Annotated in this window: 13 protein-coding genes; 9 read left to right on the forward strand and 4 right to left on the reverse strand. The window is 60.2% G+C overall.

Annotation, left to right across the window (positions count from 1 at the left end; translation table 11 throughout):
- Positions 1 to 12: 12 nt before the first annotated feature.
- From KSX58_RS08895 to KSX58_RS10510, 3 genes are all read right to left on the reverse strand, one after another.
- On the reverse strand, positions 13 to 903 hold the full coding sequence (locus tag KSX58_RS08895; RefSeq protein WP_230581773.1) for a DUF3737 family protein: 891 nt from the start codon (positions 901 to 903) through the stop codon (positions 13 to 15).
- A 137-nt stretch (positions 904 to 1040) separates the two neighbouring features.
- Entirely contained in the window at positions 1041 to 1556 is a 516-nt protein-coding gene (locus KSX58_RS08900) for an NAD(P)H-dependent oxidoreductase (RefSeq protein ID WP_003808930.1), read from the reverse strand.
- 27 nt (positions 1557 to 1583) lie between these two features.
- A complete protein-coding gene (locus KSX58_RS10510) occupies positions 1584 to 1964 on the reverse strand; it encodes a hypothetical protein (RefSeq protein ID WP_227561447.1) in 381 nt (126 codons plus the stop codon).
- Here KSX58_RS10510 and KSX58_RS08905 point away from each other — a divergent pair.
- Both KSX58_RS08905 and KSX58_RS08910 read left to right on the forward strand, forming a co-directional pair.
- Positions 1849 to 2571, forward strand: a complete 723-nt coding sequence (locus KSX58_RS08905) for an AzlC family ABC transporter permease (RefSeq protein WP_254882506.1) — start codon at positions 1849 to 1851, stop codon at positions 2569 to 2571. The two genes, KSX58_RS10510 and KSX58_RS08905, sit on opposite strands and share 116 nt — an antisense overlap.
- On the forward strand, positions 2571 to 2906 hold the full coding sequence (locus KSX58_RS08910) for a branched-chain amino acid transporter permease (protein ID WP_033500141.1): 336 nt from the start codon (positions 2571 to 2573) through the stop codon (positions 2904 to 2906). The genes KSX58_RS08905 and KSX58_RS08910 overlap by 1 nt, the downstream gene beginning before the upstream one ends.
- Before the next feature lie 30 nt (positions 2907 to 2936).
- Here the strand turns inward: KSX58_RS08910 and KSX58_RS08915 are convergent, their stop codons facing one another.
- On the reverse strand, positions 2937 to 3938 hold the full coding sequence (locus KSX58_RS08915; RefSeq protein WP_151915626.1) for a glycoside hydrolase family 3 N-terminal domain-containing protein: 1002 nt from the start codon (positions 3936 to 3938) through the stop codon (positions 2937 to 2939).
- Positions 3939 to 4304: 366 nt separating this feature from the next.
- Here KSX58_RS08915 and KSX58_RS08920 point away from each other — a divergent pair, with 366 nt between their 5' ends.
- The 7 genes from KSX58_RS08920 to KSX58_RS08950 all read left to right on the forward strand — a co-directional run bounded on the left by KSX58_RS08920 (position 4305) and on the right by KSX58_RS08950 (position 15031).
- Positions 4305 to 7556 carry a UPF0182 family protein gene (locus tag KSX58_RS08920; RefSeq protein WP_217752077.1) on the forward strand — a complete coding sequence of 1084 codons (3252 nt, stop codon included), beginning with the start codon at positions 4305 to 4307 and terminating at the stop codon, positions 7554 to 7556.
- A gap of 94 nt (positions 7557 to 7650) precedes the next feature.
- Positions 7651 to 8175 carry a GNAT family N-acetyltransferase gene (locus KSX58_RS08925; protein WP_033500140.1) on the forward strand — a complete coding sequence of 175 codons (525 nt, stop codon included), beginning with the start codon at positions 7651 to 7653 and terminating at the stop codon, positions 8173 to 8175.
- Positions 8176 to 8248: 73 nt separating this feature from the next.
- The gene (gene pth / locus KSX58_RS08930; protein WP_011743073.1) at positions 8249 to 8848 is read left to right on the forward strand and encodes an aminoacyl-tRNA hydrolase; all 600 of its coding nucleotides are present in this window, start codon (positions 8249 to 8251) and stop codon (positions 8846 to 8848) included.
- Entirely contained in the window at positions 8838 to 12404 is a 3567-nt protein-coding gene (mfd, locus tag KSX58_RS08935; RefSeq protein WP_217752078.1) for a transcription-repair coupling factor, read from the forward strand. The genes pth and mfd overlap by 11 nt, the downstream gene beginning before the upstream one ends.
- Positions 12405 to 12527: 123 nt before the next feature.
- Positions 12528 to 13826, forward strand: coding sequence for a phosphopyruvate hydratase (gene eno / locus KSX58_RS08940; protein ID WP_003808948.1), 1299 nt, complete (start codon positions 12528 to 12530; stop codon positions 13824 to 13826).
- Between the two features lie 82 nt (positions 13827 to 13908).
- Entirely contained in the window at positions 13909 to 14457 is a 549-nt protein-coding gene (locus KSX58_RS08945; protein WP_003808949.1) for a septum formation initiator family protein, read from the forward strand.
- A gap of 7 nt (positions 14458 to 14464) precedes the next feature.
- Complete coding sequence (locus tag KSX58_RS08950) at positions 14465 to 15031, forward strand: DUF501 domain-containing protein (protein WP_162836573.1); 567 nt, start codon at positions 14465 to 14467, stop codon at positions 15029 to 15031.
- The last annotated feature ends 8 nt before the right edge of the window (positions 15032 to 15039 follow it).

Raw genomic sequence — 15039 nt, forward strand, 5'->3', positions numbered from 1 at the left:
TCCTACCTACTGTTATGCGGCGTCGGCTGTCACGATCGTCGTGGCCGTCGGATCGATTTTCGCCGGATCGAGCGTCAGCTCGTTGATATGGTCGGCGCGAATCGTGCCGGACGAAGGATTGAACACGCTGTCGATCGTGCCGCGCACGTCGGCATCGACGGAGGAATATTCGAACGCGAGCGTCGTATTGACGAGCCGGCAGTCACGCAACACCAGATGGTCCACGTAGCACAGGCCCTGCAGGCTTTCGATCGTGCAATGCTCGAACGTCACGTTACGCGAGTTCCACGCCAGATACTCGCCGGAAATGAACGAATCGCGCACCGTCACGTTCTCGCAGTTCCAGAAACAATCCTTCGAAATCAGACGGGAATTGGAAATCTCCACGTTCCTTGCGCCATCGAACGGATAATTGCCCACCAAACGTAGGTTGTCGGCTTTCACATCCGCGCAATTCATCGCCAGATAGTCGCCATGCGCGCTCACATTGTCCAACGTCACGCCGGAACAGGCCCACAACGTCTCCTCGGCGTTGACGAAATCCACGTTGCGTAACGTCACGTCATGGCAGCGGCGGAAATTCTTCGGCGCCTCGATCGTTGAATCCTCCACCGTGATATGGTCCGTGTACCATACGCCCGCACGTGCCATCTCAAACCACGTGCAGTCCTTCGCATCGATATCCGAGCAATACCACAGCGGATACTTCCATTTGAACGAGCTCGACCTCAGTTCGATGTCATGGGCATGCTTCAACGGCGATTCGCCATCGTCGAAAATCGTATCGACGTACCGGCGGTCATGCGCGAAGAACTCCGCGCGCTCGCCGGTGAGGAACGCCTGGCGGGTTTCGGACATGTCCTGCTCCGCAGCGGATGTAAATGTATCTGGAGTGTTATTCACCGTATGCTCCTTCATGCTCTGTTGGAAGAGAATAGGAACTTCAAGTACTTGAAGTCAAACAGGGAGCCACGTTCGTCTGGAACGAACACGGCTCCCTGCGGAAAATCGGGAAATGCGCGCCGAAACAGGCAGAGGAATCAGCCGATCAGCGCTGCCGGATACTTCGCCACGGCGGCGTCGATCTGCTCATCGGTGGACGTGGCGACGCCTTGGATGAGGAACGGCTTCAGATATGTGGCATGCGTATGACGGAACGTGGTCTCGAACGGGGAAAGCAGCTCCTCCATGGTGCGCACATGGCTGCCTTCACGCGTGTAGGAGTCCGCCGGAGAGCCGGTGGACACGGCCAACATGAACTCCTTGCCTTCGAGCGCCCGCCCGCCGCCGTAGGCCCAGCCGGCCTTGATCACGTCATCCTCCCACTGCTTGAGCAGCGCGGGGGAGCTGTACCAGTAGAACGGGAACTGCAGCACGATGCGGTCATGCGTTTCGATGAGCTCCTGCTCATGTTCGACGTTGATTTTGAAGTCGGGATATGCGGCGTACTCGTCCACCACGGTCACGTCGCCGGTCTCGTTGGCCGCGTCCATGAGCTTGCGGTTGACCTGCGATTTTTCCAGATGCGGGTGGAACACCAGTACCAGTGTCTTCATTCATGCTCCTTGTCCAAAGGTTTTTCGTTACGTTCCAGTATGCAGCATGATAATCTCGTCGCGCATGCTTTGTACGTAATCCGTCGATGTCCACGCGCCGATACGGTTGCGCATGGTTTGTCGGGGTCGGCGATAGTATGTTGGCCGTCGTTGTGGCGCGTCGGGGTATATCAGGGCGCGGCAAGAGAAGGCATGAGAAGAGAAGCATGGGAACGGACGGAAGAAGGGCTGATATTTAATGGTGCGGACGCAGAACAGGAACGCCGTCATGGGCAAGGCGTTCAGAACGGCATTGCCGCGGACGTCGCCGGTCTGCATCAGCTTTTTCCTTCTGGCGTTGTCGTACGGCGTGCTGATGGGCACGCGCGGCTTTTCGTTCCTGTGGCCCATGTGCATGAGCGCGTTCATCTTCACCGGTTCCATGGAATTCGTCACCGTGAATCTGCTGGTGTCCGCGTTCAACCCGTTCGTCACGTTCATGCTGGCCGTCATGCTCGGTACCCGTCATCTGTTCTACGGCATCTCCATGCTCGGCCGGTTCAAGAACATGGGCGCCAAGAAGCCGTATCTCATTTTCTCGTTGTGCGACGAGACCTTCGCCATCGACAACGGCACCATCATTGCGGCCGACGTCGATCGCGGATGGTTCTACTTCTTCGTCTGCCTGCTCAACCAGTCATCATGGGTGGCAGGCGCCACGCTTGGCGGCCTTCTCGGAGAACGCATCACCTTCAACACCTCCGGTCTCGACTTCATCATGACCGCCATGTTCGCCGTCATTTTCGTGGATCAATGGCTGACCACGAAACGCAAAAGCCACATGGCCGCGCTTACCGGCATAGCGGTGCCCGCGATCTGTCTGGGGGTGTTCGGCGCCGACAATTTCATGATCCCATCCCTGGTCGCCATGCTCGTCATGTTCATTCTGCTGCGGCCATACCTGGACGACCTGAAGATCGACAAGACGGACGGGGAGAACGAAACGAACAACGCGGACAAGGAGACGAACGCATGATGATCATGACCACGTGGCAAGGCGTCATCACCATCATCATGGCGATGCTCGGCACCATGCTGACACGTTTCCTGCCGTTCCTGCTGTTCCCCGAATCGAAGGAACCGCCGCGTTTCATCACCTACCTGGGCACCGTCCTGCCGTATGCCATGACAGGCCTGCTTGTCGTGTACTCGCTCAAAGGAGTGCGCCTGACGTCAGGCAGCCACGGCATTCCCGAATTGTTGGCGATTATCGCAATCGCCCTGCTGCACATATGGAAAAGGAACATGCTGCTGTCGATCGCCGGCGGCACCGCCGTCTATATGCTGCTGGTACAGCTGGTTTTCTCGTAAGACGGCTTCCGCCTGTGCTTGGCATTGCGATTACCTGGCGAGCCCCATCTCGTATTTGAGCGTCATCACACGAATGGCGGATTGCTGCACCTTCCGCGCGAACGTCGCATCGCCGGCCGCTTTGGCGTTCAATCCGTCCAACACCGGCTGCACGTAGGAAGAGGCGCCGATACATGCCAAATCGCCGCCGGCTTCGACCAGCCGCACACCCAAATCACTCGGCTGCACGCCACTCAAAGCCGTTGCGGACAGGGAATCGGAAGTGACGACGCCTTGGAAGCCGATTTTCCCGCGCAGATAGCCGGTGACCAGCGTTGATGAGAACACGGCCGGATTATTCGGATCGATCGCCTGATATGTGGCCAAAGACATCATCACCATCGAAGGGCTTGCCTCCAACGTGCTGTTGAACGCGCTGATTTCCGGACCATCCAACGTGGTGGTGGTGTCGAGGATGCCGTTCGCGGTGAAATCGGTATTGCCGGTCACCGATCCCAAACCCGGATAATGTTTGATGGCGCTGCCTACCCCCGAATCGGACATGCCCTGTATGAACGCCTTCGCATGGTCCGCATTGCCGGCCGGATCAAGACCGAAATCACGGTACAGCGCGCCAATCGGGGCGTTCGACGAACGGTCCACGGTCACCGTGCCGACGACGGGTGCCAGATCGACATTGATGCCGGCAGCCTTGAGCTGCGTGCCCCATGCGGATGCCGATTGCCTCAACTGGCTGACATCCATTGCGCCCTGCTGGGTGGCCGAAGGCATGGTATCGAACCCGGCCCCCTTGAGATGCTGGACCAGACCACCCTCCTGATCGGTGGACATCAACAGCTGGTTGTCGCCCGGAGCATACGATTGCAGCGTGGATGTGGCGGCCGCGACCCCGGCGATCCCCGAAGTCCAGTTGCCGATGATCAAAACCGAACCAACATGCCTGTTCGCAATGAGGTCATACAACGATGACGGATCGGAACCAGCGAACAATGGCGCCATAACCAGCTGCCCGACCCGTTCCTCGACACTCATGGACTCCACGGCCCGCACCGCCTTGGCATGCGGCGAATCGTCGCGGACGGACGGCACTTGCGCCTTGTCGAGGGAATCATGCGTGACCGTCGGCCGGCGAGTGGAAAAAGCTGCGGTGGCGGCGTCCGATGGGGAAGCGTCGCCGGAACATGCGGCCAACGTGACCGGCAGCATCGCCACGCAGCAGGCAGCCACCAATCGTGTGAAAAACCCATGAGCCTTCTTCATACCGCCATTATGGCATGCCGGCATTCCCCATATGTTCTCTTCATACGGACATGCCACGGAACAGCCGATTCAGCCCACGGCCAGATCCGTTCGGCTGGCGGCTTAACGGCGTTCCTCGCCTGTCGCTAGGCTATTAGCATGTCTTTCTTTGATATGTTTGGTCCCATGTTCGATCCCGAAGGCGGCTCGAACCGTGCCGGCAGGCAGAATCCGCGCAAACCCAGCAACGACGATCCGATCATCCTCAACGTCGAAACCGACGGAGGGGACGGTCCGCAACCATCGTCGAACGTTCCCCCGAAACGACCTTCGGGCCCCCGCATCACCAGCAAGCCGAACCGTCCGCGCAAACCGTCGAACGGCAGCAAGATCTTCATCGGCGTGGTGCTGGCGCTCGCCATCGTCATCGGACTGTTCTTCGCGCTCGCGCAGTTCGTCACCGATGTCATGTGGTACAGCCAGCTCGGCTTCCAAAGCGTGATTTGGACGCAGCTGGGCACCAGGGTCGGCCTCTGGCTGGCGTACGCGGTGCTCATCGCCGCAGTCGGCTTCATCTCCGCCACGCTGGCGATATGGGCGCGTCCCGACGCTGCGGATGGCTCCACCATCCGCGTGAACGGCGACACCATCGAAATCGGCAAGAGCGTGAGCTCCAAGAGCGCTCGACGCATCGCCGTGGTCATCTCCCTGATTGTCGGACTGGTGTTCGGCTCCCAGTTCAACGCGAACTGGTCCGAAATCCTGCTCATGTTCAACTCGCAAAGCTTCGGCACCAAGGATCCGCAGTTCGGCATCGACAACGGCTTCTACGTGTTCGTGCTGCCCGGACTGAAACTCATCATGTCCGCTGTCTCGCTGTTGCTGCTCGCTGGCATCATCTTCTCCATCGTCACCCACGTGCTTATGGGCGGCATCCGCATCACCATGCCGGTGAACGGCCATGGCCTGTTCCGCATCACCAAACGCGCCCGCCGCCAGATCGGCATCTGGCTGATGCTCAACATGTTCGCCTGGGCCGCCAATCAGGTTCTGGGAGTGTTCTCGCACCTGACCGAGGAAGGCAGCAGAATCACCGGTGCCACCTACACCACGGTGAACGCCACCATCCCCGTCACGTTCATCATGGCCGCCATCACCGCCATCCTTGGCGTGATACTGGGCCTGTGGATTATGAAATCCCATACGTTGGAAGGTTCCGCACCCATCGCGGCACGTGCTTCCGAAGCGCTCAAGGCGTGGAAGGTGCCGACCGTGGCCATCGCCTCCGCCATCGTGGTGAGCCTGGTGCTTACCGTGGCCTGGCCGGTGCTGCTGCAGCGCTTCCGCGTCAATCCGAACGCGCAGGAAATGGAATCCACCTATATCCAGCGCAACATCGACGCCACCCGCGCCGCGTACGGCTTGGACAAGGTGAAGGCCGAACAGTACAAGGCCACCACCGAAGGCGAGGAAGGCGCATTGGCTGATTCCGCGGAATCCACCGCTCAGATCCGCCTGCTCGACCCGCAGATCATCTCCCCGACGTTCAAACAGCTGCAGCAGTCCAAGCAGTACTACACGTTCGCCGACACCGTCGCGGTCGACAAATACGACGTCGACGGCGTCAGCCAGGACACGGTGATCGCCGCGCGCGAACTCGATCTGGACGGTCTCGACAACCGCAACTGGGTCAACGACCACACCGTGTACACGCACGGCTATGGCGTTGTGGCCGCCTACGGCAACAAGGTGACCGCCGACGGCCAGCCGAAGTTCTTCGAAGCGGGCATCCCCACCCAAGGCAAGCTCACCGATTCCGAAAAGTACGAGCCGCGCATCTACTTCTCTCCGAACGCCACCGAATATTCGATCGTAGGCGCTCCGGAAGGCACCAAATCCTGGGAATTCGACTATCCGACCGGTTCGGAAGGCGCCACCAACACCTTCAAGGGCGATGGCGGTCCGAAGATCGGCAACATCTTCTCCAGACTGCTGTACGCCATCCGCTTCGGCTCCGACCAGATCCTGTTCTCCAACCGTGTGAACTCCAATTCGCAGATTCTCTACGACCGTTCCCCGAAGGAACGTGTGGCCAAAGTCGCGCCGTATCTGACGCTTGACGGCCGCGTATACCCGGCCGTGGTGGACGGACGGGTCAAGTGGATCGTGGACGGCTACACCACTTCGGACGCCTACCCATACTCTCAGATGACCGACTTGGGCGAGGCCACCAAGGACTCCACCACGGAATCCTCCGACACGGTAAGCAGCCTGAACTCGAAGAACGCCAACTACATCCGCAATTCCGTGAAAGCCACCGTGGACGCATACGACGGTTCTGTGGACCTGTATGTATGGGACCAGTCCGACCCGGTCATCAAAGCCTGGGAGAAGATCTTCCCCGGCCAGTACCACCAGCTGTCGGAAATCTCCGGCGACCTGATGAGCCACATGCGTTATCCGGAAAGCCTGTTCAAGGTGCAGCGCGAACTGCTGGCCAAATACCACGTGTCCAGCGCCAACCAGTTCTTCTCCGGAGAGGATTTCTGGCAGACCCCCGTCGACCCGACCGAATCGCAGCAGGCGCAACAGCGAGACATCCTGCAGCCGCCGTACTATCTGACGCTGCAGACCGGCGGCTCCAGCGAACCGGTGTTCTCGCTGACCTCGTCGTACATTCCCGCAGGCTCGTCCACCAGGGAAATCCTGACCGGCTTCCTGTCGGTCGATTCCGACGCGGGCCACGAGAAAGGCAAAATCGGCTCGAGCTACGGCACCATACGATTGCAGGAACTGCCGAAGGATTCCAACGTGCCGGGCCCCGGCCAGGCGCAGAACAACTTCAACGCGTCCGCCGACGTGTCGAAGGAACTCAACCTGCTCGAATCCGGCTCGACCAATGTGCAGCGCGGCAACCTGCTCACCCTGCCTCTCGGCGGAGGCCTGGTCTACGTGCAGCCGGTGTACGTCAAATCGTCCGGCTCCACCAGCTTCCCGCTGCTGAAGAAGGTGCTCGTCGCATTCGGCGACCAGGTCGGCTTCGCCGACACGCTGGACGAGGCTCTCGACCAGGTGTTCGGCGGCGATTCCGGCGCGTCCGCAGGCGACGCCGAAAACGTGGGCGACACCACCGATGACAAGCAGGATGCTAAGAACGACGATTCCGCCGATGGCAAGACCAACACTGACGGCAAGCAGGACACGCCATCCGATACCGACGGTAAGACCGGCGGCAATAATGGCGATTCGTCCGGCACGATGAGCGCCGACCTGAAGAAGGCACTCGCCGATGCCGCACAGGCCATGAAGGATTCCGATGCCGCCATGAAGAAGGGCGATTGGTCCGCCTACGGCGACGCTCAGAAGCAGCTTCAGGAAGCACTGAACAAGGCCATCGAACTCGAACAGTGATTCCCGTCCGATTCCCTTCATGAAATACGCAGGGGCCGGCTCCTTCCAAAGGAACCGGCCCCTGTTGTCGTTCGCCGCCGGGTATGCTGGGCGCATGGCCGACTATTCTTTCCGCATCGCGACGCAAGACGATATCCAAGCGATCACCGACATCTACAACGCGGCAGTCATCCGCGGCGGCTCGTCCGCCGACACCACGCCACGTACCTACGCGCAACGCAAGGCATGGGTGGAATCGCACCACGATCCATATGCGGTGTTCGTCACCACCGTGCCTGCCACGGATGCAGCCACGGAAGGCGGCGAACGGATCATCGGCTTCTCCGCGCTGTCCGTGTTCTACGACCGCGCCGGCTACGACGGCGTCACCGACCTCGCCTACTACATCGCCCCCGAATGGCAGGGCAGGGGAGCGGGCACCTTCACACTGGCCAAACTGCTTGACGAATGCCGAAACCGCCACATGCGCAAAGCCTGCGGCATCATCTTCGCCGACAACCGCGGATCCATCGCGCTGATGAAACATTTCGGATTCACCCAATTCGGACTCATGCCCCAAGCCGCCACCGACTCCACCGGAACCATGCGCGACATGAGTTACTGGCATCTCGACCTGTAAGCACCTGACAGTAGAATCTGTGCGGTTAAACAAGACGAGAGCACGCAAGAACACAGAGGAATGGACGATTATTATGGCATCTGATTTCTGGCTGATCGCAGGACTGGGCAACCCCGGCTCCAAATATGAGGGCACCCGCCACAACATGGGCTTCATGACCGCCGACGTGCTGGCCGAACGCTGGTCCGTCAACTTCTCCGACCACAAGGGACTCGCCATGCTCGGCAAAGGCGTGATGAACCTATCCGGCCGCAACGTCAAATTCTTCCTCGCCAAGCCACTCACCTACATGAACGAATCCGGCAACGCGGTCGCCTCCATCAGCGCCTACTACCAGATCGAACCGGACCATATCGTGGTTATCCACGACGACATGGACCTCGACTTCGGCAGAATCAAAGTCAAAGCCGGCGGCTCCGCAGGCGGGCACAACGGCATCAAATCCATCGACCGTTCGCTCGGCACCCCGAAATACGCGCGCGTGCGCATGGGCGTCGGCCACGCCCAACGCGGAGCCCACGCGCACGACAACACCGTGAACTGGGTGCTGGGCGGCTTCGGACCGGACCAACGCAAGCAGCTCCCCGAATTCCTCGCCGACGGTGCCGACGCGGCCGAAACCATCATCTTCGACGGTCTCGCCAAAGCCCAGGAGCGATTCAATGGCCGCTGAACCGACGTCTCCGGCGCAACCACCGCAACTGCCGACCGCAGGCTCGCTTGCCGGCATCCTCGACGTGCTGGAAACCGATGACGATTTCCGCGCGCTCATCGCCGGGGAAATCGAAGAACCGGAATCAGACATCGACCCCAGCATCACCGTCGGTGTGCCGGACGGCCTACGCCCGGCGCTCGCAGCCGGCGCTGCGGGCAAACAGCCGGTCGTGCTCGTCGTCGCCTCCAGCCGCGAAGCGGAGGAAGCCGTGGAGTCCATCCGTTCCTGGTATGACGGAGACCCAAACGATGTGGCGCAGCTTGAAGCATGGGAGACCCTTCCCCATGAACGGCTTTCACCACGCGCGGACACTGTGGCAAGCCGCATGGCGGTGTTCCGCAGGCTGAAGCATCCCGAAGAGGGCAGCACGCTGTTCGGCCCCATCCGCATTCTGGTCATGCCGGTGCGCTCCCTCATCCAACCGGTGGTCGCAGGCTTGGGGGACGTCGAACCACTCGTGTTCTCCCAAGGCGAGGAACTGCCTCTTGACGAAGCATCCCGCAAACTGGTGGAAAACGCGTACACGCGCGTCGACTTGGTGATGGACCGTGGCGAATTCGCCGTCCGCGGTGGCATCATCGACGTTTTTCCGCCCACTCTGCCGCATCCGGTGCGTATCGAATTCTTCGGCGACGAGATCGACACCATACGTGAATTCCACGCATCCGACCAGCGCACCTACGGTAAGGATATTTCCACCGTATGGGCCACGCCATGCCGTGAGCTGCAGTTGACCGACCAGATTCGCCAACGTGCGAAATCGCTGATCGGCTCCATTCCCAACGCCGAGGACATGCTCGAATCCATCGCCAACGCCATTCCTGTGGAAGGCATGGAATCGCTGCTGCCCGCGCTGGTCGACGATATGGAACCGGTGCAGGGCATGCTGCCCAAGCATGCGCTGGTCATGCTGTCCGACCCGGAAAAACTTCGTCGCGCCGCCGACGATCTGGCGAAAACCGCCAACGAATTCCTTGCCGCAAGCTGGCATGTCGCCGCATCCGGACATGGCGCCGGAGCGCCGATCACCTTCGACCAGGCGAATTTCTACGATTTCGAGGAAACCATCTCCGCACTCGTCTTCTCCAAACATGACGTGTGGAAACTCACCAGCTTCGGCGTCGACGCCACCCGGGAAGGCCACATCCAACTTGATGCCACCAAACCCGGTGAATACCGCGGTGACGAAAACAAAGCGGCCTCCGGCATCGAAGGACTGCTCGACGCCGGCTATGCGGTGACGATCACGGCCGCGGCCCAAGGCACACTCACCCGACTGAAGCGTGCGATCAACGAAACCGGCATCGCGAATTTCGATTGCGTCCGATCGCGCGCCATCGACGGTTTCGTGGACGACGCCGCGAAAATCGCCCTGCTCACCGAACGCGACCTGACCGGCCGCACATCCGCCGCAGGACAGGCGAAAACGCCGAAACGCCGCCGCAAGGCCATCGACCTGATGGAACTCAAAACGGGCGATTACGTCGTGCACGAACAGCATGGCATCGGCCGGTTCGTCGAGATGCGCCAACGTACCATCGGCAAAGGCGAGAACCAGACCACCCGCGAATACCTGGTCATCGAATACGCTCCCAGCAAACGAGGCGCGCCGGCGGACAAACTGTTCATCCCCACCGACCAGCTCGACCAGGTCAGCAAATACATCGGCGCCGAAACGCCGAAACTCAACAAGCTGGGCGGTTCCGACTGGGCCGCCACCAAAGCCAAGGCGCGCAAGCATGTGCATGAGATCGCCGAGGATCTGGTCAAGCTCTACTCGGCACGCCAGCGTACGAAAGGCTATGCCTTCAGCAAGGACACGCCGTGGCAGAAGGAGCTGGAGGACGCTTTCCCCTATCAGGAGACGGCCGACCAGCTCACCACCATCGACGAGGTCAAGTCGGATATGGAGAAACCCATTCCGATGGACCGTCTGATCTGCGGCGATGTGGGCTTCGGCAAAACCGAAATCGCGGTGCGCGCCGCGTTCAAGGCGGTGCAGGATTCCAAGCAGGTGGCCGTGCTCGTGCCGACCACACTGCTCGTGCAACAGCATTTCGAGACTTTCACCGAACGTTTCGAAGGCTTCCCCGTGAACGTGGCTGCCATGAGCCGATTCCAGACCACCAAGGAGATTAACGAGACCATCAAGGGGCTTGAAGACGGTTCCGTGGATGTGGTCATCGGCACGCACAAGCTGCTCAATCCGAAGATCAAGTTCAAGGATCTGGGACTCGTCATCATCGACGAGGAACAGCGTTTCGGCGTCGAGCACAAGGAGACGCTCAAGGCGTTGCGCACCAATGTGGACGTGCTGAGCCTGTCGGCAACGCCTATCCCGCGCACGTTGGAAATGGCTGTCACCGGTATCCGCGAAATGTCCACGCTGGCCACGCCGCCGGAGGATCGCCTGCCGGTGCTCACCTACGTCGGCGCTTACGAGGACGCGCAGGTCACCGCCGCCATCCGGCGCGAGCTGTTGCGTGGTGGGCAGGTGTTCTACGTGCACAATCGTGTGCAGGACATCTCCTCCGTCGCGGCGAAAATCCACGAGCTCGTGCCCGAATCGCATGTCGGCATAGCCCACGGCAAGATGGGGGAGAAACAGCTTGACGGTGTGATCCGCGACTTCTGGCATCGCGACATCGACGTGCTGGTATGCACCACCATCATCGAAACCGGCCTTGATATCTCCAACGCCAACACGCTGATCGTCGACCATGCCGACCGCTTCGGCTTGAGCCAATTGCATCAGCTGCGTGGCCGCGTCGGTCGTGGACGTGAGCGCGCGTATGCGTACTTCCTGTACGATCCGACCAAGCCGATGACCCAGCAATCGCATGACAGGCTCGCCACCATCGCGCAGAACACCGCGCTCGGCTCTGGCTTCGACGTAGCCATGAAGGATCTCGAATTGCGCGGCACCGGCAATTTGCTGGGCGATGAGCAGAGCGGCCATATCGAAGGCGTCGGCTTCGACCTGTACGTGCGTAGGGTGTCCGAAGCGGTCGAACAGTACAAGGAGCCGGAACGCAAGGAATCGGTTGCCGTCACCATCGACCTGCCGATCGAGGCGTCCATTCCCGTCGACTACATCGATTCGGACAAACTGCGATTGGAAGCGTACCAGAAACTCGCCTCCGCACGCACCGAAGACGATCTCGACGAGCTGCGCGACGAACTCACCGACCGTTACGGCAAGCCGCCCGTCGATTTCGAGGCGCTGTTCGACGTGGCGCGGTTGCGGTTCAAGGCGCGTAAGCTCGGCATTTCCGAGATCATCGCGCAAGGACGCAACGTGCGCGTGTCGAAGTTCGAGCCGCGTGAATCCGTGCAGATGCGCATGGCCAGAATCTACAAAGGCATCCAGTACCGGCCGTTGACCAAGACGTATCTGGTACCGGCTCCATTCGCAGGCTCGCTTGGTTCCAAGCCGATGAGCTCGGACGAAGTGGTCGGATGGACCAGTCAATTGCTTGACGATCTGGACTGGAAACCGACACCGCGTCAATGACAATGGGATGCAAAAAAGAGTGTGAGCGTTCACATGGAACATGCGGGCAAAGTTTGGCATACGTCCATAAATCGCACTATTCTTGGCATTGTCATCACAACCTAACGTTTATAAGGAGTAGTTGTGGCAGTAATTGAAAGCGTTTACGCGCGTCAGATTCTCGATTCCCGCGGCAACCCGACCGTCGAGGTCGTTCTTGACACCGATGACGGTGCTCAGGGCCTGGGCCTCGTTCCGTCCGGTGCTTCCACCGGTGAAGCCGAGGCTTGGGAGCGTCGCGATGGCGACAAGTCCGTTTACCAGGGCAAGGGTGTGCTCAACGCCGTCAAGGCCGTGAACGAGGAGATCGCTCCGAAGGTCATCGGCATGGACGCTTCCGATCAGCGCGCTCTCGATGAGACCATGATCGAGCTCGACGGCACCCCGAACAAGGGCCGTCTGGGCGCCAACGCCATCCTCGGCGTGTCCCTGGCCGCTCTGTACGCTTCCGCCGAGTCCGCGGATCAGCCGCTGTACCGCTACATCGGCGGCACCAACGGCCACATCCTGCCGGTCCCGAACATGAACATCATGAACGGTGGCGCCCACGCTGACTTCGCCACCGACATCCAGGAGTACATGATCTCCCCGTACGGCTTCAACACCTACAGCGAGGCTCTGCAGGCTGGCGTCGAGGTCTACCACACCCTGAAGAACGTCCTGAAGAAGCAGGGCCTGAACACCGGCCTCGGCGACGAGGGCGGCTTCGCTCCGAAGATGAAGTCCAACAAGGACTCCCTGAACTACATCATGGACGCCATCTCCGCCGCCGGCTACGAGCCGGGCAAGCAGATTGGCATCTCCCTCGACGTGGCTTCCTCCGAGTTCTACAACAAGGAGACCGGCAAGTACCACTTCGAAGGCGACGACCGTGAGGCCGGCTACATGCTCGACTTCTACGAGAACCTCATCAACGAGTACCCGATCGTCTCCATCGAGGATCCGTTCCAGGAAGAAGGCTGGGACGACTGGGCGGCCATCACCGCCAAGCTCGGCGATCGCCTGCAGTTCGTCGGCGACGACCTGCTGGTCACCAACCCGGCACGTCTGGCCAAGGGCATCAAGCTCGGCGCCGCCAACTCCCTGCTGGTCAAGCTCAACCAGATCGGCACCGTCACCGAGACCCTCGACGCCATCGAGCTGGCCACCAAGAACGGCTTCACCTCCATGGTTTCCCACCGTTCCGGCGAGACCCCGGACACCACCATCTCCGACCTGGCTGTGGCAAAGAACACCGGCCAGATCAAGACCGGTGCCCCGGCTCGTGGCGAGCGTATCGCCAAGTACAACCGCCTGCTCGAGATTGAGGAGGAGCTCGGCTCCACCGCTCAGTACGCCGGCTACAGCGCTTTCAAGGCCTGCAAGAAGTACATCGCTGAGTGAGCGTAGCCAGCGCATCATGAATGCGTTGACATAGAAATACCCGTCGTGTTCCAAGTCGAACGCGACGGGTATTTTCGTTGCTATGAGTTCGAAGGCACGAAAAAAACCATCACAACGCGGCGGCGCCGGCCCGGTCGCGTTCTTCGTGGCATTGTTCATCGTGGCTTTGGGAACCATCCAGTTGGCATCGACATTCCATACCTATGCGTTGAATCTGGCAGAGCTTAACGGACTGAAAAAACAGGAAGCGGCGTTGGTCGCGCAGAAACGCGAGCTGGAGAACGATATCGCAAGATGGGATGACAAGGCGTATGTCACCGCCCAGGCCAGGGATCGTTTGGGATTCGTCTTCCCCGGCGAACAGGCGATTCGTGTCGAGCATCCCGAAGCGGTGACCGGCAAGAGCGAGCCGAAAAAAGGGACGACATACGACGAATCACCGAAAACCGCCCTGCCGTGGTATAAGGAACTTGCATATTCCTTCAAGCAGGCGGATCGGTCGGATCCCGTGAAGGCCGACTCGACGAAACAGTCGCAGCATGCCGGCGAAGAAGACAAACAGGACAGTCAACAACAGACTGGCCAATCGCAACAGGACGGTCAGCAGCCGTCGGAAGACGGACAGGAGTGACATGGACATGACGATTATCGAACAGGCCAAGGGTTTGGCGGACAAAGTGCTTGCCCAACCCGCCACCGAACATGATATCGCCGTGGTGGAGCGTCAGCTTGGACGTTACCCGCGCGGCATGGTCGCCGTCGGAGCCCGTTGCGTATGCGGCCGGCCTTTGGCTGTGGTCACCCGGCCGTTGCTTCCAGGCGGTGTCCCGTTCCCGACGACCTGCTATCTGACCGGGCCCGAAGCGGTGAAGGCCATCTCCCACATCGAAGCCGAAGGCAAGATGAAGGAATACAACGATATGCTGGCCGAAAACGAGGATCTGCGTGCCGGATACGAACGTGCCCACGAACTGTACCTCGCGTTCCGCCATGAAATCGCTTTGGCCTTGGAAGACAGCGAGGAACACATCGAAGGCACCAGTGCCGGCGGCATGCCGGTGCGTGTCAAATGCCTGCACGCGTTGTTGGCCCAGACGCTGGTGATGGGTGAGGGCGCCAACCCCATCGGTGATATGGCCCTGTCCGCCATCAAACATGAGTTCGATCCGGCCGTATGCCGTTGCGCAGTGGAAAACGAAGAGTAGAAGGTGGG

Origin of the sequence: Bifidobacterium sp. MSK.17.10, assembly GCF_019129655.1 — a bacterium.
Classification (GTDB): domain Bacteria; phylum Actinomycetota; class Actinomycetes; order Actinomycetales; family Bifidobacteriaceae; genus Bifidobacterium; species Bifidobacterium adolescentis.

Bases quoted from the DNA above. Each gene is read 5' to 3' on its own strand.
- KSX58_RS08900 (WP_003808930.1), bottom strand. From the start codon at position 1,556: ATGAAGACACTGGTACTGGTGTTCCACCCGCATCTGGAAAAATCGCAG.
- KSX58_RS10510 (WP_227561447.1), bottom strand. From the start codon at position 1,964: ATGAACGCGCTCATGCACATGGGCCACAGGAACGAAAAGCCGCGCGTG.
- KSX58_RS08910 (WP_033500141.1), top strand. From the start codon at position 2,571: ATGATCATGACCACGTGGCAAGGCGTCATCACCATCATCATGGCGATG.
- KSX58_RS08915 (WP_151915626.1), bottom strand. From the start codon at position 3,938: ATGAGTGTCGAGGAACGGGTCGGGCAGCTGGTTATGGCGCCATTGTTC.
- KSX58_RS08920 (WP_217752077.1), top strand. From the start codon at position 4,305: ATGTCTTTCTTTGATATGTTTGGTCCCATGTTCGATCCCGAAGGCGGC.
- KSX58_RS08925 (WP_033500140.1), top strand. From the start codon at position 7,651: ATGGCCGACTATTCTTTCCGCATCGCGACGCAAGACGATATCCAAGCG.
- pth (WP_011743073.1), top strand. From the start codon at position 8,249: ATGGCATCTGATTTCTGGCTGATCGCAGGACTGGGCAACCCCGGCTCC.
- mfd (WP_217752078.1), top strand. From the start codon at position 8,838: ATGGCCGCTGAACCGACGTCTCCGGCGCAACCACCGCAACTGCCGACC.
- KSX58_RS08945 (WP_003808949.1), top strand. From the start codon at position 13,909: ATGAGTTCGAAGGCACGAAAAAAACCATCACAACGCGGCGGCGCCGGC.
- KSX58_RS08950 (WP_162836573.1), top strand. From the start codon at position 14,465: ATGACGATTATCGAACAGGCCAAGGGTTTGGCGGACAAAGTGCTTGCC.